The organism is Fibrella arboris (assembly GCF_041321095.1).
GTDB lineage: Bacteria > Bacteroidota > Bacteroidia > Cytophagales > Spirosomataceae > Fibrella > Fibrella arboris.
The window spans coordinates 340722-361585 of sequence record NZ_JBGGWE010000004.1; the positions used below are offsets into that span (position 1 = coordinate 340722).

At 54.7% G+C, this 20864-nt stretch carries 16 protein-coding genes; all 16 read right to left on the reverse strand.

Annotated features, from left to right (window positions below):
- Positions 1–10: 10 nt before the first annotated feature.
- The 16 genes from ACAW75_RS09040 to ACAW75_RS09115 all read right to left on the reverse strand — a co-directional run bounded on the left by ACAW75_RS09040 (position 11) and on the right by ACAW75_RS09115 (position 20855).
- Positions 11–1162 carry an alpha/beta hydrolase-fold protein gene (locus tag ACAW75_RS09040; RefSeq protein WP_370728368.1) on the reverse strand — a complete coding sequence of 384 codons (1152 nt, stop codon included), beginning with the start codon at positions 1160–1162 and terminating at the stop codon, positions 11–13.
- Between the two features lie 127 nt (positions 1163–1289).
- Positions 1290–2558, reverse strand: coding sequence for a family 8 glycosyl hydrolase (locus ACAW75_RS09045; protein WP_370728369.1), 1269 nt, complete (start codon positions 2556–2558; stop codon positions 1290–1292).
- Between the two features lie 129 nt (positions 2559–2687).
- Positions 2688–3794, reverse strand: coding sequence for an alpha/beta hydrolase-fold protein (locus tag ACAW75_RS09050; RefSeq protein ID WP_370728370.1), 1107 nt, complete (start codon positions 3792–3794; stop codon positions 2688–2690).
- Between the two features lie 133 nt (positions 3795–3927).
- Positions 3928–5007: an alpha/beta hydrolase gene (locus ACAW75_RS09055; RefSeq protein WP_370728371.1), complete on the reverse strand. Its 1080-nt coding sequence runs from the start codon at positions 5005–5007 to the stop codon at positions 3928–3930.
- Positions 5008–5019: 12 nt separating this feature from the next.
- Positions 5020–6186: an alpha/beta hydrolase-fold protein gene (locus ACAW75_RS09060; protein WP_370728372.1), complete on the reverse strand. Its 1167-nt coding sequence runs from the start codon at positions 6184–6186 to the stop codon at positions 5020–5022.
- Between the two features lie 66 nt (positions 6187–6252).
- Positions 6253–7380 carry an alpha/beta hydrolase-fold protein gene (locus ACAW75_RS09065; protein ID WP_370728373.1) on the reverse strand — a complete coding sequence of 376 codons (1128 nt, stop codon included), beginning with the start codon at positions 7378–7380 and terminating at the stop codon, positions 6253–6255.
- Between the two features lie 49 nt (positions 7381–7429).
- Positions 7430–8356, reverse strand: a complete 927-nt coding sequence (locus ACAW75_RS09070) for an alpha/beta hydrolase (RefSeq protein WP_370728374.1) — start codon at positions 8354–8356, stop codon at positions 7430–7432.
- Between the two features lie 89 nt (positions 8357–8445).
- Positions 8446–9300 (reverse strand): sialate O-acetylesterase, encoded by an 855-nt coding sequence (locus ACAW75_RS09075; RefSeq protein WP_370728375.1) that lies wholly within the window; start codon positions 9298–9300, stop codon positions 8446–8448.
- A gap of 53 nt (positions 9301–9353) precedes the next feature.
- The gene (locus ACAW75_RS09080; protein ID WP_370728376.1) at positions 9354–10931 is read right to left on the reverse strand and encodes a glycoside hydrolase family 43 protein; all 1578 of its coding nucleotides are present in this window, start codon (positions 10929–10931) and stop codon (positions 9354–9356) included.
- Between the two features lie 259 nt (positions 10932–11190).
- The gene (locus tag ACAW75_RS09085; protein ID WP_370728377.1) at positions 11191–13473 is read right to left on the reverse strand and encodes a glycoside hydrolase family 127 protein; all 2283 of its coding nucleotides are present in this window, start codon (positions 13471–13473) and stop codon (positions 11191–11193) included.
- 54 nt (positions 13474–13527) lie between these two features.
- A complete protein-coding gene (locus tag ACAW75_RS09090; RefSeq protein WP_370728378.1) occupies positions 13528–15207 on the reverse strand; it encodes a glycoside hydrolase family 43 protein in 1680 nt (559 codons plus the stop codon).
- A 43-nt stretch (positions 15208–15250) separates the two neighbouring features.
- Positions 15251–17710, reverse strand: coding sequence for a glycoside hydrolase family 95 protein (locus ACAW75_RS09095; RefSeq protein ID WP_370728379.1), 2460 nt, complete (start codon positions 17708–17710; stop codon positions 15251–15253).
- 284 nt (positions 17711–17994) lie between these two features.
- The gene (locus ACAW75_RS09100) at positions 17995–19002 is read right to left on the reverse strand and encodes a 3-oxoacyl-ACP synthase III family protein (protein ID WP_370728380.1); all 1008 of its coding nucleotides are present in this window, start codon (positions 19000–19002) and stop codon (positions 17995–17997) included.
- Positions 19003–19099: 97 nt separating this feature from the next.
- The gene (purS, locus tag ACAW75_RS09105; protein ID WP_370728381.1) at positions 19100–19351 is read right to left on the reverse strand and encodes a phosphoribosylformylglycinamidine synthase subunit PurS; all 252 of its coding nucleotides are present in this window, start codon (positions 19349–19351) and stop codon (positions 19100–19102) included.
- Between the two features lie 71 nt (positions 19352–19422).
- Positions 19423–20148, reverse strand: a complete 726-nt coding sequence (gene pssA / locus ACAW75_RS09110; protein WP_370728382.1) for a CDP-diacylglycerol--serine O-phosphatidyltransferase — start codon at positions 20146–20148, stop codon at positions 19423–19425.
- A gap of 59 nt (positions 20149–20207) precedes the next feature.
- The gene (locus tag ACAW75_RS09115) at positions 20208–20855 is read right to left on the reverse strand and encodes an MBL fold metallo-hydrolase (RefSeq protein WP_370728383.1); all 648 of its coding nucleotides are present in this window, start codon (positions 20853–20855) and stop codon (positions 20208–20210) included.
- Positions 20856–20864 lie beyond the last annotated feature (9 nt).

The window sequence follows — 20864 nt, forward strand, 5'->3', positions numbered from 1 at the left end:
ATGCACTGGGTTATTTTTTAAAGATCAGACTGGCATACTGCCGCAACGACCGACGCCAGGTTTGCCACTCGTGCGACGTACCCGGCGACTCGTAATACACGTGCCTGATGCCCGCTTTATCGAGCGCTTCGTGGAAACCTTTCACGCCGGTATACATCCGTTCAGGTTCTTTGGTGCCGATGCTCACGTACACCACTTTCACCTTCTTGTTGAACGCATCGGCGTCGGACCAGGCACCGTCGTAGAGTTGCTTGATGTCGGCACCCGGCTGCAACCGACCCGCTCCGCTGAATCCGCCGATATAGGCAAACTTGTCGAGGTTAGTCATCGTGGTCTGGAACGTCTGAAAGCCGCCCATCGACAGCCCCGCCATTGCCCGGTTGTCGCGATCGCTCAGCGTTCTGAACTGTTTGTCGATCATCGGGATCACTTCTTTCACCAGCACCTCAGGAAACACATTGGCAGCCATGCCACCGGGTCCGGGTCCAGTTGTGCTGACGGGCCGGGTGGGGTCGGTCGCGTAGCCGCGTTCCATCACCACGATCATGGGGGTTGCCTTGCCTTCGGCGATCAGGTTGTCGAGGATGAGGTCCATCTTGCCCTGCGTTGGCCAGCCGGTTTCGTCTTCGCCCGAACCGTGTTGCAGGTACATGACGGGGTACCGTTTCTTCGGATTTTCGTCGTAGCCCGGGGGCGTATACACATTGGCCCGGCGCCACGCTTTGGTCATATCGGAGTAATAATTGACCGAACGTACCTGACCATGCGGCACATTTTTGGGCTGGTAATAGTCCATGTCCTTGTCCGGAATATCAATGCCGCTGGCCATGCGGCCCATGCCGTAAAACGTCTGGCTCGACGGGTCGCACAGGGCAACGCCGTCGACGATCAGCGAGTAGTAGTGAAAGCCTTCGGGAATTGGGTCGGTGGTGACGGTCCAGAAGCCGCTGGTATCTTTCACCATATCGTATTTGCGGCCCAAATCCATCTGTACTTTCTGGGCCTCCGGTGCTTTCACCCGGAACATAACCCGGTTATCGGACAGCAGTTGCGGGTACTTCTGCCCCGGAATATTGGTCGGGGCCGGTACGCCGACGGTTTGGGCGTGGACTTGTGTTGTCAAGGCCGCAACGCCGATGAGTAAGACGAGTAACGATTTCATTCTAAAGGATTTAGAGAGGTTTATTGTCAGTATGCTTCGCTGTCATTTGTAGGCCTTGATGGTCATTAGTCGTTTTGTCAGAATGACAATTAATGACGCCAAAGGCTAATGACAGCGAAGCCAATGACTACTTAGTCTGTGGCGTAATCATCTGGTATTTGCCGCTTAAATGCATGAGGCTGAACAAATACAGCAGCCCATCGTAATACGGATCGAAGTAGCCATCCTCGAACGGCTCCAGTTTGGCGTTCCAGAGGGCCTGCACAAAATCCCGACTGTTCTTCTCTTTGTTGATCAGCGACAGCGTGGCCGCCGTAGACACCAGCCCGATCGAGTGCCGTAGCTTTTTCACCGGTCCTGCCTGCAGAATGAACTCGGGCCGTGACCCGTCCAGGTTAAACTGATCGTCGTAGGTGTCCATCCCTTTCGACCGCAGGAAACCCTGAAACCGGTTGGCGTAGTCTTCCTGCCAGGCTTTGTCTTTCCCCGACCAGGTGTAATCCATGGCAATATTCATGGGCACCCGCCACGAGTCGTAACGAAACGCGGAGGGCGACCAGCGGGTGTCGTGTGGTTTGCCGCTGAACTCGGTATAGTCGGCGTTGAGGCCCGTAACGGGGTGGCAGGCCCGGTGCAGAAACACCCGCGACGTGTCGGCGCATTCCTTATAAAACGCTTCGTGGCCGTCTTTGGCATACAGCACCCAGGCGTCGTAAAAAGCGGGCAGGTGATACGATGGGTCGGTCCATTTATAGTTGCCGCCCTCCGGCACAAACGAGATCTGCTTGGCGTCGGTGTTGATCAGGTTATAGATGTTGCCGGTGCCGTCTTTTTTCCACATGGCATCCAGAATCCGGCGGGCCTCCCCGTAATAGTTGATACCGGTGTTGTTACCCCATTTGTTGGCCGCAAACAGCAGACTGGTGATGTAGTACAGCTCGCCGTCGGAGGCCGACCCTTCCGAGTTTTTCTTCATCGTCTGTGGGTTGATGCTCCAGGCGAAATACGCTTCCCGTGGCCCGCTCTGGTGTTGCAGGTACTTCTTCGACCACCGCCAGATACGGTCGAACACGTCTTTTTTACCCAACTGAACGGCTACCATCATGCCATACGAAAGGCCTTCCGTTCGGGCATCTTTGTTCTTCACATCCGACACATAGGCCATCGTATCGCCCACTTCAAAATACACCTTGTTGGGGCCTTCAAACACGTCGTAATACGCTTTCGCCAGTTTCGCGTCGATGTCGGCCTGTTTGTAGCCCATCTCGCGAAACAGGTTCCGGTAAGCAGGCTGACCGGCCTTTTTAGGTTGCCCAAAAACAACGGCCTGTCCACTGCACAGCACAGCCAGTATCAGCCACAAACGGACCCTGTAATTCACTTTCATTCGTACCATAAAACTGGTTGAGTATTGTAGTTAAGTGATTCAATCCTTTTTTGCCGGTCCGCCGGTGCGGTCGGGATGACAAAAGATCCGGGGCAGCTAACATGGCTGACCTTATGAAGCTCCCGGCAAACGACCACACTATTTAAATAGCAACGGAGCCATCTCGTGCAGGCTCCGGCGCCAGGTCAGGAACTCGTGGGCCGTTTTGTCCGACACATACGAAACGGCATTGTACCCGGCGGCTTTCAGGTCGGTGGCGGCTTTCGTTACGCCATCGGGCCGCTCTTTGCTGCCGCAGCTAATGAACACGAGTTTCGGTTTGGCCTTGTCTTTAAGGTCTTCGGGGGCATAGACGCCACCGCTGAGCAGGCCGTAATACCCGAATACATCCGGCTTGTTGAGGGTGATCATTTTGGTTTCCATGCCGCCCATCGAGAGGCCCGCCATTGCCCGGTTATCCCGGTTGGTTAGTGTGCGGAAATTGGCATCCACGTAGGGGATCAGTTCCTCGGTCAGCACCGTCTGGAAGGGGTCGATCTTGAACTCCCGAATCTTGCCGAATTTCACCTCGTTGGTCATGCCGTAGGTCATCACAATCAGGAACGGCTTGATTTTGCCCTCGGCGATCAGGTTATCCATGATCAGGTTGGCGTGTCCCTGGTTGCTCCAGGCCGTTTCGTCTTCGCCCCAGCCGTGTTGCAGATACAGCACCGGATATTTTTTCGATTTCTCTGTCGAGTAGCCCGGTGGTGTGTACACAAACGCCCGACGGGGGGTGCCCGTGCTTTTCGAGGGGAACAGAATCTGCTGCACATGGCCGTGGGGTACGTCTTTCAGGGCGTAGAAATCCTGATCGTGGGCCGGAATCTCGATGCCGCTTTCCCAACGAACGGAGCCATAGTAATTCTTGGCGCCGGGGTCGTTGAACTTGCCGCCGTCGATGGTCACGTTGTAGTAGTGGAAGCCTTCATCCATTGGTCCTTCCGTAGTGGCAGTCCAGTAGCCGTCGTCTCCTTTTTTGAGCTTGGTACCACCCCGACCGCCCAGGCCCAGGCTCACCTTGACGCTGTCGGCTTTGGGGGCAAAGATGCGGAACCGGGCGTAGCCCTGCGAGTTCACCTGCGGGTACTCCTGCCCCGGCTGATTGAGTGAAGAGGGTTTGAAATCCTCCTGAATTGTCTGCGAAAAGCAGCTGATACTGATGAGTGCGGCTGCGAAAAAAGCAGCGATCGATCTGACGTTCATGTGGTTATTTGTTTATGTTAGGAAAAATTGAATGGATGGTGTGTAGAGACGCAAGATGTTGCGTCTCCGCGCCCGGACGGTATTGCTGACGCATGAGGAGACGCAACATCTTGCGTCTCTACAAGAAACCACCTTACCGAAATAACTGCGGTAACGTATTCGCCAAATACAGTTTGCAGTTCATCCAGGTATGGCCGCCGGGTACGATGAAGGGCTCTAGCTTGATCTTCTTCTCGGTAAACATCGCGATGTTCTGCTTCACCGGTTCATACAGAAAATCGTCGGTGCCGACGCTGATGGTGAACAGTTTCAGCTGGCTGTTGAGCTTGTTCGCATCCGGTGACCAGTTGGAAAAATTCGCTTTGAACTCGTCGGTAGCGGTGTAGGGCGCGTATGAGCAGACGTAGGCGAATGTAGAGGGGTTGGTCAGGCCGATGTTGAGCGTCTGCCCACCACCGACCGAGAACCCGGCCACGGCCCGCCCTTTGCTCTCCTTGATGACCGGGTAATTGGCTTCGACAAACGGCACAATGTCGTTCACCATGTCTTTCGTGAAATCGGGCATGGGGGCCGGGCGCACGTTGCCGTAGGGCATCACGATCAGCATGGGTTTGGCCTTACCCTGCGCGATCAGATTGTCGGCAATCAGGTTGGCGCGGCCTACTTTGGTCCAGGTCTCTTCGGTGTCGGAGCCGCCATGAATCAGGTACAGCACCGGGTAGTTCGTTTTGCCGTTCGGGTTGAAGCCCGGTGGCGTGTACACCAGCAGTTGCCGTGTCGTCTTCAACGTACCTGACTTGTAATAGCGATAACTGATTTTGCCGTGGGGTACGTTTTGCAACGAATGCACCAGCGGCTGATCGCCGGGTACGTCGACGATGCTGCGTTTGAAACGCTCGTTGGCGAAAATGTAGGTGTTGCTGGGGTCAGCAATCTGAATGCTGTCGACCGTAAAGCTGTACGGATAAATGTCGGGCGTGACCGGCGGCACGGTCACGCTCCAGATGCCCGAGGTGTCTTTCGTCATGGCGACGGGGGCCTTCAGGAACTCGCCCGACACCATGACTTTTTTCGCGTTTCGGGAGAAAAACCGGAACGTGATGCTGTGGTCAGGATGAACGTCGGGCGAGCTAATGGCTGGCGGGCGTTGCTGCGCCAGCACCGTAACCCCTGAAACGACAACAGCCAGAAGAATAGATAAAATGCGATTCATAGTCGGTTGGGTTTAGGGTTGGAACAACAGGGGCGTGGTGGCGGCAACGTACGTTTTCACGTTCATCCAGGTATGCCCTCCTTCGGTGATCAGGCTCTTGTAGTTCACCTTTTTCGCCTTCAGGTAGTCCATAAACTCCACCGTTCCTTTGTACAGAAAATCATCGCTGCCCACGCTCACCCACAGCAGTTTCAGTTGCTTGTTGGTCTGGTCGGGCTTGGCCACGATCTGGCTGAAATTGCCGTCCATTTCCTGGGGCGACAGGTACGAACTGTAGGCGCACACATAAGCAAACTTGTCCATGTTGTTGAAGGCCGCCCGCAGTGTTTGTCCACCCCCGCGTGAGAAGCCACCAATAGCCCGACTTTCCCGGTCGGGAATGGCCCGGTAGCTCTTCTCGACATACGGAATGACGTTGCTGACCAGATCCGTCGTGAAATCGTTGGCCCGTTTCACCGCATCGGCCCCATCGCGAACGGTCGGGTCGGCGGGTTTAGACCCTCCTTTTTGCTCGGCCACGCGGGCGGCAATGTTGCCGTAGGGCATGACAACGATCATCGGCTTCACCTTGCCTTCGGCCAGCAGATTATCCAGAATCAGATTCGTTTTACCGACTTTGAAAAACGTTTCTTCGGTATCGGTCGTGCCGCTGATGAGGTAGTAGACCGGGTACTTCTTCGACGTACTCTGGTCGTAACCGGGTGGCGTGTATACCACCAGCGAACCCGTTGTTCCTTCCACCGACGGGTAGTACTCGTAGTTGATGGACCCGTGGGGTACGTCGCGCATGGCGTGAATCAGGGGTTGGTCGCCGGGTACGTCCACCAGGCTGGCTTTGAAGCGCTCGTTGGGGAAGAACGCCACGTTGGCGGGGTCCATCACGGAGATACCATCCACCCGAAAGTTGTACGGGTAAATGTCGGGTTTGACCGGCCCCACCGTCACGCTCCAGATGCCCTGGGCGTCTTTGGTCATGGGCACGGGGCCTTTTTCAAACTGTGCGCCAAGTTCCACCGCTTTGGCCTGCGGAGCCTGATAGCGGAACGTAACGATCTTGTCGGCGTTCACCTGGGGCGACACCACCAGCGGACCACGGGGCGGTTGACCTACGGCCAGCCCGGAGGCCAGCAGCCCTACTGACCAGCCGAGCAGCAGGCGTCTGCATGTTTTTGTGTGCATAGCTACATTCAGATAAGGACACTGATGCCAGTGTCGGGTTCAGGGAAATGGGTACTCGTCAATGGTTTACTGGAATAGTTTCTGGGCAATCGTGCTCAGGTAAAGCTTGCAGTTCATCCAGGTATGTCCACCGTCGGAAATGAGCGTTTCGTGCTTGATCTTTTTCTCGTCGAGCACCTTCAGGTAGTCGTTGATAACGGGGTACAGGCCATCCTCCTTTCCGACGCCGATCCAGAACAGTTTCAGCCGCTGATTGGTCTGCGTGGGATTGGCAAACGCGGTGGCGTTATTGCGGTCGAACTCGTCTTTGAGCATACCGGGCGCAAAGCCGCAAACCCAGCTAAACAGGTCAGGATTGTTCAGGCCGAGGTAGAGCGTTTCGCCCCCGCCCCCCGAAAACCCGGCAATGGCGCGGCTGTCTTTGTCTTTCTTCACCCGGTAATTCGTCTCGACAAACGGGAACAGGTTGCCCAGAAAATCCTTCCTGAACTCCTGCAGATTGTCCCAGTTGCGGAGGCTGCCCGACGATTTGCTAATCACCGGGTACGCCCGTCCGTACGGCATGACGATGATCATCGGTTTGGCTTTACGCTGCGCCATCAGGTTATCCAGAATGATGTTGGCGCGGCCCACTTTCGTCCAGGTTTCTTCCAGGTCTGTGGTGCCGTGCAGGAGGTATAGCACCGGGTACGTTGTTTTCGTGTCGGTTTCGTAGCCCGGCGGGGTGTACACGACCACGGGCCGTTGCCCCAGTTCAGGCGAGGTGTAATAGCGGTACGACAATGTGCCGTGGGGTACGTTCTGGAGGGTGTGGACCAACGGCGTAGCGCCGGTTATGTCAACCACACTGTGCTGAAATCCCTCGTTCGGGAAGATGGCCGAGTTTTTGGGGTCGGCTACCGAAAGGCCATCGACCACAAACGAATACGGATACATGTCCGGCTTCACTGGCCCCACCGTCACGCTCCAGATGCCCTGCGCATCTCTGGTCATGGCGACGGGAGCCTTTTCAAATTGGGCATTCACTTTTACGTCTTTTGCCCCCGGTGCCAGTAGCTGAAACGTGACCGTGTTATCAGCGTGCACCTGTGGCGATACCACCACCGGACCTTCGGGCGGCTGAGCCAGCGCCCCGGCATACAGGCCGAATACGGCCCAGAAGAGCCAGCATCGACGGATTACTTGTTGGTTCATGGTTTAGAAAGGGTTAGAATGGTATCCAGCACGGAAGTCTTGCAAAACACTACTTATTGGTAGTAAGCCAGTTATTCACTTTCAGCCAGGCGAACAGTGGCTCCATCCAGCCGGGGTGCCGGAAAATGAAACCGTGGTCGCCTTTGGGGTAGATGTGCATCTCAACGGGCACTTTCTGGCGTCGGAGGGTTTCGAAATAGGCGATGCTGTTGTCCACATCGACCAGTTTATCGTCGGCCGCGTGGGTCAGGTACGCTGGCGGTGTGTTGGCACGTACCTGAAGCTCGTTGGAGAACAACTCGACATCCTGCCGCGACGCAGTTTTGCCCAGCAAACTATCGTGCGAGCCGCCATGCGTCAGGCTGTCGCGCATGCTAATGACCGGATAAATCAGTATCTGAAAATCGGGGCGCAAGCTAGTGTTACTGGCATTGTCGACATACGCTTTCTCGAAATGCGTGGCGGCCGTTGAGGCCAGATGCCCACCCGCCGAAAAGCCCATAATGCCTATTTTACTGGCATCGACGCCCCACTTGGCGGCATTCTCGCGAACCAGTTTGATAGCTTGCTGGGCGTCCTGCAACGGCCCGATCTTCTTATCTGTCATGATCGCGTCACTGGGCAATCGGTATTTCAGCACAAAAGCGGCAATGCCTTTTTCGGCCAGGGCCTTCGCCGTGGTTACGCCCTCGCCGTTGTACACGACCACACCATAGCCACCACCGGGAATGATGATGACGGCCGTCCCGGATGCCTTGTCAGCCGCCGGTTTGAAATACGCCAGCGTGGGTTTAGTGATACCCTTGATCACCCCCGTTTCGGCACCAGACTCCTGCACATCTGAGGCTTTTGAGTTAGGAACCGCTCCTGAATAAAGCGGGATAATTTCCTGGGCATTTACGGCCAGGGGGACAGTCAATAGCCAGCCGGTCAACGCGGCTACAGCCAGTGTACTGATTGAGCGAATGGGTTTCATGTTTTAAGGGGTTGAACAAATACCGTTCTTACTTAATAGTTGCTTCGCGCGTCGTGCCCTTCGACTACGCGCGAAGCAATTCACACTTTCTAATTCGTCGCGGTTGGTTTATAGCCGAGCAACGACAGCATTTGGGTGGCGTAGCGCTTGCCTAACTCCCGATAGCCGGCGGCGTTGAAGTGCAGGTCGTCGGCGGAGTCGGTACAGCCGACCGACGAGATCACATGGGCGTTTTTGATCGTTTGCGGCAGCGTGGCGATGATCCTGTTCATGCTCGCACATTTGCCATTCTGGTCGGCGTTGACCGTTTCACCAGCCAGCAACGGCACTTTTTTGGGTTTCAGATCCAGATCGTGCATCAGGTTATCGTACACTACCTTCACCTTTTGGGTCCAGAGCGTATCGCCGGTATTCGACTCGCCCTGATGCAGCAGAATACCCTTAATCACCCCGTCTTTCTGCGCCAGCTTCGCCATCTCGACCAGCCGACCGTAAGGATTTCCGTCATATTCTTTAATGAAGTTCTTCATCCAGCCCGGCACATTGGTGGTGTACGACTCGTAATGGTCCTTATCGAACAGCTCGATTTTGCAGCCGCCGATGGCCACGTTGATCACACCCACCCGTACCTTTTCGGGCAGGTTCGCGACCAGCTCGCGACCGAAATAATCGGCGGGGGTGAGTCCGGTCCGGCAGCGGCACAAAGGCGGTTTGGCCGTGTACCAATTCCCCTTTGTCCGGTTGATTGCCGGGCAGTCGACGGCCTCCATCACCTGAAAACGCGGGTTCACATTGATAGTATCCTGCGGTTCGATCTTGGCGTTCCCCTCCATGTTCGATTGCCCAAAACAAAGGAAAATGTAAAAGTTCTTGTCCTGCGCAACGGCATTCAGGCTCAGCAGAAAGAGCCCGATCAACAGGAAGCCACCAATTCGCTTTTTCATGGGTTTATTCGGTTTAGGAGGCCCGCTGGTATGTGGGCGTTATGAACAATGAGCTATTCCTTTATCGCAGTTGGTTTGTCGCTGATTCGGAAGAAATCGAAGTCGGCAAAACCGCCCGTTTGCTGGGTAGCATACGTGAACAGACCAAAGCGGTAGCCCATAAAATGCGGAATGGTGTACGGCATTTTCAGGGGCTCGCCAATGGCTGTCCACGTGTTACCATCGAGGCTGTAGAAGAAATGGGCGGTGTCTTTGCGGTCACGGAAATCGCAGTCGGCTTTCAGGTAAACCGCTTTCTGGCTCAACGCAACGCGCTGCACCTCCACCGGCTTCCCCGAGCTGGCGCTGACCATGACAATCGACCGCACCCCGTTCTCGACCTTCACCCCCACCAGCCCGTAGTTTTTCTGCAACAGACTCAGCCCGGCAAAATCACCGTCCTTCAGATTCGACGCATCGAGCAGCGTGGTACCCGACGATTCGGGCCCAATGGTGCGCTGGGTCAGGGTGTTGCGGGCCATCACGAATGAGGTGTCGGTGCGGCCGGTTTTCAGGCGCAGGTAACCTTTCCGTTCCGTCACCGACCACAGGCCGTTGGCGGGGTTGTGGTTCCACTGCCATACGGGCGGCAGCGCGGGTTCCCCTTTTTGGCGAGTGAACTCGTCGGAGTTCACGATGCCGGGAATTAGGCCTTTGCTGGCGGGGAGGTCGAGCGTTTGGGGCACTTTGCCGTTTTCACCCAGTACCGGCCAGCCAGCCTCCCACTTAACAGGCACCAGATACGGAATGCGCCCCACCCCGCCAAAGTCGCGGAACAGGTACGCAAACCAACGGCCATCGGGCGTGTCGATGAGCCCGCCCTGCGCTACGCCCAGGTCCTGCAACGCCACGCGGCCTTCCCAGGGACCCGTAATCTTGTCGGCGCGGTGAATGAGCACGGTTCGCATACCGCCACGTGGCCACGAGATATTGAACAGGTAATACTTGCCCTTCACCTTGAACAACTGCGATCCCTCAGCGGGCAGGCCACCACCGGTGCCGGAGGGTGTGCTGGCGTTCTCAATAATGACCTGCTCGGTGGCGCCGGGCTTCACACCCGACGCATCGGCGTTCAGCTCCACCAATCGGAGTGTGCCTGCGCCGTAGATCAGGTACGTTCGGCCGTCGTCATCGAAAAACAGGCTGTGATCGTGGTATGCCGGTTTGAACGATACTTCTTGCCAAGGGCCTTTTTCAATGTTTTTCGTCGTGTACACGTGGGTTCTTCCACTCGTCTGCGCGAAGGTAGTCGCGTAGTACGTACCGTTGTGGTAGCGGAGGCTGCTTGCCCATGAGCCGCGCCCGTAGGTGCTTTTGCCGTTGTTCAGGCTCATGGCGTCTACACTCGTCAGCGTATCATACGCATAACCGACCACTTGCCAGTTGATCAAATCTTTCGACTTCATGATGGGCAGCCCCGGGCTCAGGTGCATGGTGGTGCTGCTCATATAGTAGGTGTTGCCCACCCGAATCATGGCCATATCGGGAACGTCGGCAAAAATGACCGGAGTCTGAGCCGTCTGCGACACAGCAGCAACGTACCTGACCAGCAGGCTTACCAGTACTCCATGTCGGAGTAGCTTGTTTTTCATAGCGGTAAGGGCAGGTTTAGCACCTATGGCAGCGACCCGGTCAGCTCGATAGATCGTCCGGCGGGGGCAGGCCTACATACGCCATACGCCCCGGCGTGTAGATGTAGTGCCCACCCAGGCATGACACCTATGCCACTGGGTTCGCGGGTGAACCTGGACAGCGCGTGGCCACTTGCCACCCGCCCAATCGGCAATAGTGTTATTTTGACACATTTATATGTATTATTTATTCTTCTCTTCATTTTAGCAGAGGCCTCTGTTAGTTCGTTACTAATCTGATTTGGTTGAAGCGAGGGGTATTCATCCCGGTACGGGCCATTATTTTCAGCGAAATAATGGCTTGGCCATCCGTTTGCAAACGGATCGTTTTCCCAGCAACGGACAGGATTTCGGCGGGCTTGTCATTGATAAAAAAGCGCACGTTTTCCGGATTGATATCATCTAAAGCCCTAATATCGATATACTTACCCGCCTGATCTTTATTCTGCAACTGATACGTAATAGCCGAACGGGTACGTCGCCAGAACCGCTCGTCATCATAGCCCGAATCGCTTTTTTCCCCTTTGTATTGATGGTCCACTTCGGGCTGCTGCTCGCCGCAATTCACCTTGTCGATCGTACTGGCGTCGAGCGCGATTGCCTCGGCTTCCTGCTGTTTCAACCGGGTTTTCTGCTCGTCGAAAGCCGCTTGCGTGAACGTCTGGAAGTACATCTGGTAACGGGCATCGTGAACTTCGTAGAACGGTTGCAACGTGAGCGTATCCAGGTTAAACCGGAGCCGGTCAGCGGGTTTAAGCTGGTTCAGGTACGTTGCCGGGTCACCCACCAGCGCATAGGCATTGGTGATCGGATACAGCTTCCCCTTCGTTTCGTGGCCCATCCGGCTGTCGTCGGCAAAAAGTCCGGTCAGATCATCTGTCGATGTTTTGGCGGCCAGCACAATGGGGCCGTTCACAAAGGCCGCCCAGTTTGAGCCATCCGGCAAATACTCCAGTCGCGTTGAGGTCGTAAACCGGACGGTTACCTTATCGCCTGCCTTCCACTTCCGACGAACGGCAATATAACTGGCTGGCTTTGCGACAACGGACTGCGCTTTCCCATTCACCAGCACCGTAAGGTTTTCGGCCCACTTTGGATAGCGAATGTGTACAGAAAATTCCTGTGGTCTGGTTGTCTCGACGATCAGCTCAGACTGGTTCTGGTACGGGAAGTCTGTGCGCTGGGTTAGCCGAACGTTTTTGTCCGACCAGTTCACCGTCGACGGAATAAACAGGTTGACGAACAGGTCGTTGCCGGTATGGCTGTAGATCAGTTCGCCGTATTTAGTGTGGTTCTCGATCCCCGACCCCACACAGCACCACATGCTGGTTTCGGGCTGCGAATACACCCGATAGTGGTTGGGTCGGATGGGCGTGAAATACACAAATCCGCCTTTTTCGGGATGCTGGCTCGACAGGATATGGTTATAGAGTGTCCGTTCATAGAAGTCCACGTAGCTTACGTCGTTCCTGTCCAGAAACAGCGCTTTGCTCAGGCGTAGCATGTTGAACGAGTTGCAGGTCTCCGGCCCCTGATTAGAACGCAAAACCTGACTGAAATCTGTTGTCGGGTTGAAATGCTCGCGGACGCTGTTGCCGCCAAACGCCACACTACGCGTCTGCGACACGTTTTGCCAGAAATACTGCGCGGCCTCCGACCAATCAGACTTACCGGTCAGCGTGGCAATTTTCTCGAATCCGATCACTTTCGGAATCTGCGTATTGGCGTGCAGTCCCGTCAGTTTATCCTGTTTCGCCAGCAGTGGCTCCAAAATAGCCCGGTGCGAGATTCGCTGCGCTGTTTCGAGGTATTTCCTGTCGTTGGTCAGGATATACAGATCGGCGAAGGTTTCGTTGATGCCACCATGCTCTGTGCGCAGCACCTGCTGAATCTGTTCGTCGGACAGCGGCTTGATCAGCTCGACAAACCAGTCACCCAGCCCGATCAGCACTTGTTTTGCCTGCTGATTGCCAGCGTATTCATAGGCGTCACGCAGCCCCGCAAACAGCTTGTGGATGTTGTAGAGCGGTACCCAGGTGTTGTTCAGTCCGAAGCTACTGCCGTCGATATCGCCGTTGTGAATCCGTTCCCAGAACACTTTTCCCTGCGGAATGCCACCCACGTACCCATTGCCGTTCTTCGCCTGACATTGCGCCAGTTGGCCGATCATATAATCGAGCCGTTTTTTCAGGTCGGCCTCGCCGGTCGAGGCGTACATCATGGCCAGCGCCGATAGGTAATGACCGCCGATATGCCCATCCAGTCCCGAGCTTTCCCAGTTGCCGTAGCGTTGGGCCTTCAGGGGTAATCCGGCATCGATCAGGTACGGAGCAAGGAGTTTGTCCGGGTTCAGGGCCAGCATATACCTCAGGTCAACGTCCTGGGCATTTTTGAATGGTCCGCCTGTGAGCCTCACCTCCTGCAGCCTGAACGGTTGCATCTGGGCCAGCGCGGAGACGTTGACCAGCAACAGGATGGCGATATATAACAGATTGCTTTTCAATGCATTATTTCTTTTCTTGTCATCTGACGTCGGGATGACAAAAACTGACTCCAATTATTTTCTGTACATCGGGTCGTCGCCTTTGTAGGTCAGGTACCGGAAAGAGGCTGAGCTGGTGGTTGGTTCACCCGACGAGGTAGCGTACAAACCGTACAGACAGCCGATGAAGCCGCCCGCTTCTTTGGTACTCAGGAATTTGGCATCCACCTTATCTTCCAGGAGTTGCCAGTTCCTGGCATCTTCCGAATAGGAGAAGCTATAGGCCCCTCCCTGAGACGCGATACGCAGGCCCACTTTACCGGCCTTTGTCGTTAAGGGAACCTCCGTCAGTACTTCCATAGCCTTTTCTCTGGGTTTTCCTTTGAACAGTTGCAGCACACGTTTACCTTCCGCTATCGATTGGCACAGGTAGTAGAAGTGACTTTCATCCTGAAAAATGATGAGGCCCGCCTTTTCCTTATCGGACTTGGGCGTGAAGCTCAGCTCCGTTTCCGCCGTGCTGTACAGATGCTGCTGCCGCTTGCCAATAAACGACGGGTTACCCATATCCATAACGGTTTCCGGCTTCAGTTTCAGGGTCAGTCCTTCTTTTTTCGACAGCGAAAACGAGTGCTTATCCATCGTACGCATGAACAGCAATGCCGGATCCAGCTCTTTCTCGAAACGGAGCGTGTAGGCAAAATTGCCTGCTTGTGGCAGCGCGTTTTTCTGCTTCATTTCTTTCCAGGCGGCTGGGTACGTATACTGGATCACCTTGTTGTCGGGGTCGACGATCGGCCATTCATCTTTCCAGGTGACGGGCGCAATGAATGTCTCACGGCCTGTATTGTAGTAGTCGCCTTCATACGGGCGCACGGCCAGAAAGACAGCGTACCATTTTCCGTCGGGCCCTTCGATAAACTGCGCATGACCGGCCGACGTGATCGGGTCTTTCCGGTCGGCGGGCAGTCCGCGCTGGGTCAGAACCGGGTTGTTTTCGTAAGGCACAAAAGGACCCCAGACCGACTTCGACCGAAAGACCACCTCTGTGTGGTTGATGGATGTACCACCTTCGGCGGCGTAGAGGTAATACCAGTCGTTCACCTTCATGATGTGCGGCGCTTCGATCCATACGGGCTTTTTTGAGAGGTCTACCCCACCGTTGACCAGCTGTTTTTCGTCGCCCACCACTTTCAGGTTTTTGTAATCCAGCTCATAAATACGAATCGTCCGGTGGCCCGAGTACAAAGGCTTCCGGTCGGGCGCGTCGCTGTTGTAGATGATATACGCCTTATCGGTCGCTTCATCAAAATAAAGCGATGGGTCAATACCCTTCACCTGAGGAACTCTGACCGGGTCGCTCCACGGGCCAGCCGGATTTTTGGCCGTTACAATAAAGTTGCCATCGTGGTCGATGTCGGTGCAGGTGACGTAGAAGGTGCCTTTGTAATAGTGGATGGCGGGCGCAAAAAGACCGCGGGTCATGCGTTCACCCATGAAATCCAGCTGCGACGGGCGGTCGATCACATTGCCAACCTGCTTCCAGTTTTTCATGTCTTTGCTGTGCAGGACCGGAATACCGGGAAAGTACGAAAACGTGGAATTGACCAGATAGTAATCAGTCCCCACCCGCACGATGCTGGGGTCGGGGTAGAAGCCGGTCAGGATAGGGTTGACCAGCGTGGTTTGAGCGAAACCCGTATGGGTCAGACTAAGGCAAAGGGCCGTATAGGCGGCAATCAGGTATTTATGCATGAGGTCGATAAACTGAAATTCAATCGTCTGAGCGAGGAGACACCTATTGGGCTACCAACGAATACACTTTCCCCGGTTGGGTTGCCAAATCATACAGCATCGTTTCTTTCAATGCGGGCTGCGTCAGCTTGGCGTTGGCAACGATAATGGGCGCGGGTGTGGTCTCGATGCCGTAAAATGGATTAGGATTAGGGCCTGATGCCTGTTTCAGCGCAACACCTTTAGCTGCTTTCAGGGCATTGGGCGTCCGCACCCGAAGGTTCCCCCCCAGGTTCGACCTGATGTCAACTTTAGTCAGCTTTCCGCCTTTCCACGCCATGTTCACCACCTCGAAGCCACCCATAGCCCGCAACCCGTTGATGCTCCCGGCAGGCCAGACGTCGGGCAAGGCAGGTAGAAGATGAATGGCTCCGTCAGCGCTTTGCATGAGCATTTCAGTAATGCCGGATGTGCAGCCGAAGTTGCCATCGATCTGAAACGGGGGGTGGGCATCGAACAGGTTATTATACGTTCCTCCTCCTTCTTTCGTGACGCCCAGCGGGGTTAGTTGATTCTGAATGAGGGTATATGCGTGATTACCATCCTGCAAACGGGCCCACCAGTTCACTTTCCAGCCCATGCTCCAGCCCGTCGATACATCGCCCCGATGAATGAGGGAGGTTCTGGCTGCGCTATACAGCTCGGGGGTCCGGTAGGGCGAAAGCTGGTTCGACGGAAACAGACCGTACAGGTGCGAAATATGGCGGTGCTTGTCGTTGGGATCGTCAATATCTTTCAGCCATTCCTGCAACTGACCGTGCTGGCCAATGTGCATGGGGGGGAGCTTGCTGCGTAGCTGCTTCAGCGTGTCGACAAAAGCGGCGTCCTGTTTCAGAAGCTCGGCCGCACGGATGGTGGTTGTGAATACATCGAAGGCAATCTGATTATCCATCGTCGTGCCCGCATCCAGCGACGAACCGCCATGAGCGGCGGGCGCATTTTCGGGCGACGTACCCGGACTCATAACCAGCCAGTGGTAGCTGGGGTGCTCAATCAGGTAGTCGGCGTAGAATTGGGCGGCTCCTTTTAGAATGGGATAAGCCGACGCCAGGAATTTTTTATCGCCACTGTACAGGTAATGCTCCCAAAGGTGCTGGCTTGTCCAGCCGCCACCAGCCACCCACATCCCCCACAACGCCCCGTCGATGGCACCGGTTGCGCGCCAGATGTCGGTGTTGTGATGGGCCATCCAGCCTCGGGCACCGTACATGACCCGCGCCGTTTCCCGGCCGGTCTCCGACAGGTCTTTTACCATCCGCAAAAATGGCTCGTGGAGTTCGGCCAGATTGGTTTTTTCGGCGGGCCAGTAATTCATCTGGGCGTTGATGTTGATCGTGTACTTGCTGTCCCAGGGCGGCCGCATTTTGTTATTCCAGATGCCCTGTAAGTTGGCGGGTTGCCCACCGGGCTGCGACGACGAAATCAGCAGGTAACGGCCATATTGGTAGTAGAGCGTAACCAGTTGCGGATCATTGACAGACCGAAAGTTTGTCAATCGCTCGTCGGTAGGCAGTTTAGCCGCCTCTGTTAAGCCCAGATCGAGGTGTACGCGGTTGAAATAGCGTTGATAGGCTCTAGTGTGCGCCTGTAGCAGACTGGCATACGACTTGGGCCACGCCTTGCTCAGGTACGTTGCCGCCCGTGCCTTCTCATCACCGCCTACGTCATTGTAGTTGTTGAAATTGGTGGCAATCGAGATGAAAATCGTGGCGGCAGTGGCGCCGCGTACAGTAAGTGCCGTGTCGCTGGCCGATAGGGAGCCGCCCTCGTTTTTAATGCGGGTTATCCCTTTGTACCTGACCAGTCCTTTGACCCCGTCATGGTCTGACGTAGTGCCGGCTATCGTCAGTTCGTTGGCTGGCGTAGTGTTAATTTCCGGTTTAGCTTGTGGCGTGGAATAGGCCGCGGAAAATGAGACTTGACCCGGCTGGCTGGCCGTCAGCCGCACTATCAGCACCTGATCGGGCCAGGAAGCCAGTACTTCCCGGGTATAGGTTACGCCATTGACCGTGTACGATGTTTTAGCAACGGCCCGTTCAATGTCCAGGTCGCGGTAATAGTTGGTATAGTTGGCGTGCCCGTCGAAGGTCAGGTGCAGGCTGCCAACTGGCTGAAACAGCTGCCCGTGCGACTTTTTGGTAATCATCGCCTGGTTAGCCAGTTGCTCGGCCTCTTTCTGCTTTCCTTCGAAGATCAGCCGCCGCACGTCGGGCAAAGCCGCCCGTGCATCGGGGTTATCGTTGCGATTTGGCCCCCCGCTCCAGACAGTGTGTTCGTTGAGCTGTATGGTTTCTCTGGGTACGTTGCCATACACCATTGCCCCCAGCCGACCATTGCCAACCGGCAGGGCATTTTCCCAGGTCTGGCCCGAAGGTGTAGTATACCAGAGCGTCAATGGCCGCTTACTCTGCGAAAAAGAGCCGGTAGCCGATAGAGCTACTAATAGAGCGAGCAGTAGTTTCATCAATTGCAGTGAGTATCCTTGTTACCGTAAAGGGAACAATCTGCAAAAAGAGCTACGGCTTCACTAATACTTGTGCTTGTCTAAATAAGACATTTACTTATCTAGATAAGTCATTGTTGGGTCAGTACCATGGGTTGTCACACCCTCGCCGTAGCGAATAAGGCTATTGGCTACGAACAACCAATCCAGTAGATCGCTGCTTTATGGGTGGGTACGCTGACTGGGCAAGTGGCCGAGCGTAACCAGTCACAAAGCAGTGAGTTACAACTTATTCAAGCCGCCACCTACCAGCGAATCAGTGCTGAGGCCCAGGTGAAACCGCTCCCAAAGGCAGCCAGGCAGATAAGGTCGCCCGACTGAATACGTCCTTCGTCGAATGCTTCCGTCATGGCAATGGGGATAGAGGCGGCCGTTGTATTCCCATACCGATGAATGTTGTTGTAGATTTTCTCATTCGGCAAATTCATCTGTTGCCGAACGTATTCCGAGATTCGGATATTGGCCTGGTGCGGCACCAGCAGATCGAGGTCATCGGCTGAATAGCCATTGGCGTGGAGTGCCTCGTTGATGACTTCCATAAATCGAACAACGGCGTGTTTAAATACCGCATTCCCGTTCATGGCTACATTGTATTCCCCTGCTTCAATGGTCTCCTGAGTCAACCAGCGGCCGTTACGACTGCTACCGGGGTCTTTCACCATCAGGTCTTCGGCATACCGGCCATCGGCGTGCAGGTGTGTGCTCAGAATTCGGTGTTCAGGGTCGGTTGTCGCCTGCACAACGGCCGCGCCGGCACCATCGCCAAAAATCACGGCTACATTACGTCCTTCCGTTGATTTGTTCAGCAGCGATGACTGAATTTCAGAACCAACGACCAGCACCGTTTTGTACATCCCTCCCTTTATGAACTGATCAGCAATGGATAAGGCATACACAAACCCGGAGCATTGTTGCCGCAGATCAATGACAGCCGTTCCCTCAAGCCCCAGCTCACGCTGCATCAAAAAAGCAGAGCCGGGAAAGTAATAATCCGGCGTGATGGTCGCGTACACGATCAGATCGACATCTGCGGCAGTTACACCGGCCCGGTCGAGCGCCATCCGGCTGGCGGCCGTGCCCATACTGGCGTTTGTGTCTTTGCCGTAAGTAAAATACCGGCGTTGCTGAATCCCGGTCCGTTCCTGAATCCAGGCATCGGAGGTTTCCATATACTGCTTCAAATCATCGTTCGTAACGATGTTATCGGGTACGTAGAAACCCAGACCGGTTATTTTTGAATGAATTGGTAGCATACAAGGAGAGTCATGTACAGGTCGTGGTTGTCAGTTTTCCACTGTTTTCTTCAGTGCCCCCATACTACTGACTATACATAACAACTAGTTGGCCCGTTCAGGCTGTTTTCAGCGTAATGCTGTATTCTTCCATAATCAGGTTGGCCAGCAGTTGGCGACAGGCCGCCTCAACAGTTTCCTGCGCCTGCGCCTCGCTCTCGGCTTCCACTTCAAGGCGGATGTGTTTTCCAATCCGCACATTATCAATGGTATCCATATTCAGGTTGTGCAAACCCAGTTTAACGGCTTTACCCTGAGGGTCCAGAATTTCTTTCTGGGGCATGATGTCAATTTCGGCGAGGTATTTCATAAGACAAGAAGAAGTCAACAGATAAGCGAATGAATGAAATGAGGGGAACGTACCTGAGCCCGTTCGGGTAGCTAACTATGAGCTGGCTTTTGGTGAACGACGATGGACAGGATGATGTATACCAGAATGATCAGTGGAATGGCCGCAAACTGGAGCAACGCCAGCAGCAGGATCGACGCCAGCAGAAAACTGTATTTAACCTGGTTGGTCTGCCAGCCAAAGCTCTTGAACTTAAACGCCATCAATGGTAATTCCGACACCATCAGTCCAGACATAACCACGATGTAGGCGAAAAGGAAAGGTACAGACAGGAAAAAGTCGGCCAGTGGTTTTCCCACGGCCCCTGTTGCCGAGGTCATAAGGGGTAACGAGGCCACTACCAGTGCATTGGCTGGAATAGGAACGCCCAGAAACTGATCGGTCTGCCGGGTATCGATATTGAAGCGAGCCAACCGAAGCGCCCCGAAAATAGCGATGGCAAAGGCGGCATACGATTCCAGGTGCAATCGTATACCGGTGCCTGACACGCCTGGATAATTACCGCGAAGCAGTTCGAGCAGTATAAATGAGGGCAGCACACCAAACGTAACTACGTCGGCCAGTGAGTCGAGCTCTTTGCCGAACGGGCCGGATACCCCGACCATTCGCGCCACAAACCCATCGCCAAAATCGAGTATACCAGCCAGAATAATCAGCCACGACGCCGTGATCAGGTCACCTTCAGTAGCCAGTAGAATACCAATGCAACCGCAGAGCAGGTTGCCGCAGGTCATGGCGTTGGGTAGGTGTTTGAGCATATAGAGTCAATAAAGCAGTCAGCGTGCAGCACGGCAAAGCTAGCAACAGCTACTTAGTCTTACTTCTTAAGTTCTTTGGTATATGGGTTCGTCCGTTTTTCCTGCCCAATTGTCGTTGGGTCCATATGACCGGCATACACCACGTAATCATCCGGTAAGGTGTAAAATTTCGTTTGGATACTGTTCAGCAAGATGGCATGATTCCCATAGGGCAGATCGGTACGGCCTACACTATGCTGGAAGAGCACATCGCCCCCGATAACGTACCTGTCTCTGTGGTTGATAAACGCCACGTGACCCGGCGCATGGCCCGGCGTTTCTACTACGGCCAGCTCTATACTGCCAAATCGAATGATGTCTCCCTCAGCCAGATTATGATCCCGTTCGGCATGTTCATATCCCCGGAGGCCATAGAGTTGGCAGCGCGTAGGTACGTCGTCGAGAATAGGCATGTCTTTTTCATTCAAGTACATGGCTACTCCGTATTTACGCTTTACATACGCAGCACCAAATACATGATCGAGGTGGGCATGGGTAAGTAACAGATAGCGAACAGTCAGGTGTTGGCTGGCAATAAAGGCGGCCAATTGCTCTTTCTCTGCCTGCTCGTAACAACCGGGGTCAATGATGACAGCGTCGTGCGTTGCGTCGTCAGCAATGACGTAGGTGTTTTCCTGAAACGGAGAGAATACGAATGATTTTACCATGATGAGCGC

What these genes read in the sequence shown, in the direction of transcription:
- ACAW75_RS09040 (WP_370728368.1), bottom strand. Translation starts at nt 1,162, where the DNA reads ATGAAATCGTTACTCGTCTTACTCATCGGCGTTGCGGCCTTGACAACA.
- ACAW75_RS09050 (WP_370728370.1), bottom strand. Translation starts at nt 3,794, where the DNA reads ATGAACGTCAGATCGATCGCTGCTTTTTTCGCAGCCGCACTCATCAGT.
- purS (WP_370728381.1), bottom strand. Translation starts at nt 19,351, where the DNA reads ATGAAATACCTCGCCGAAATTGACATCATGCCCCAGAAAGAAATTCTG.
- ACAW75_RS09115 (WP_370728383.1), bottom strand. Translation starts at nt 20,855, where the DNA reads ATGGTAAAATCATTCGTATTCTCTCCGTTTCAGGAAAACACCTACGTC.
- ACAW75_RS09045 (WP_370728369.1), bottom strand. Translation starts at nt 2,558, where the DNA reads ATGGTACGAATGAAAGTGAATTACAGGGTCCGTTTGTGGCTGATACTG.
- ACAW75_RS09090 (WP_370728378.1), bottom strand. Translation starts at nt 15,207, where the DNA reads ATGCATAAATACCTGATTGCCGCCTATACGGCCCTTTGCCTTAGTCTG.
- ACAW75_RS09075 (WP_370728375.1), bottom strand. Translation starts at nt 9,300, where the DNA reads ATGAAAAAGCGAATTGGTGGCTTCCTGTTGATCGGGCTCTTTCTGCTG.
- ACAW75_RS09055 (WP_370728371.1), bottom strand. Translation starts at nt 5,007, where the DNA reads ATGAATCGCATTTTATCTATTCTTCTGGCTGTTGTCGTTTCAGGGGTT.
- pssA (WP_370728382.1), bottom strand. Translation starts at nt 20,148, where the DNA reads ATGCTCAAACACCTACCCAACGCCATGACCTGCGGCAACCTGCTCTGC.
- ACAW75_RS09070 (WP_370728374.1), bottom strand. Translation starts at nt 8,356, where the DNA reads ATGAAACCCATTCGCTCAATCAGTACACTGGCTGTAGCCGCGTTGACC.
- ACAW75_RS09095 (WP_370728379.1), bottom strand. Translation starts at nt 17,710, where the DNA reads ATGAAACTACTGCTCGCTCTATTAGTAGCTCTATCGGCTACCGGCTCT.
- ACAW75_RS09100 (WP_370728380.1), bottom strand. Translation starts at nt 19,002, where the DNA reads ATGCTACCAATTCATTCAAAAATAACCGGTCTGGGTTTCTACGTACCC.
- ACAW75_RS09065 (WP_370728373.1), bottom strand. Translation starts at nt 7,380, where the DNA reads ATGAACCAACAAGTAATCCGTCGATGCTGGCTCTTCTGGGCCGTATTC.
- ACAW75_RS09080 (WP_370728376.1), bottom strand. Translation starts at nt 10,931, where the DNA reads ATGAAAAACAAGCTACTCCGACATGGAGTACTGGTAAGCCTGCTGGTC.
- ACAW75_RS09060 (WP_370728372.1), bottom strand. Translation starts at nt 6,186, where the DNA reads ATGCACACAAAAACATGCAGACGCCTGCTGCTCGGCTGGTCAGTAGGG.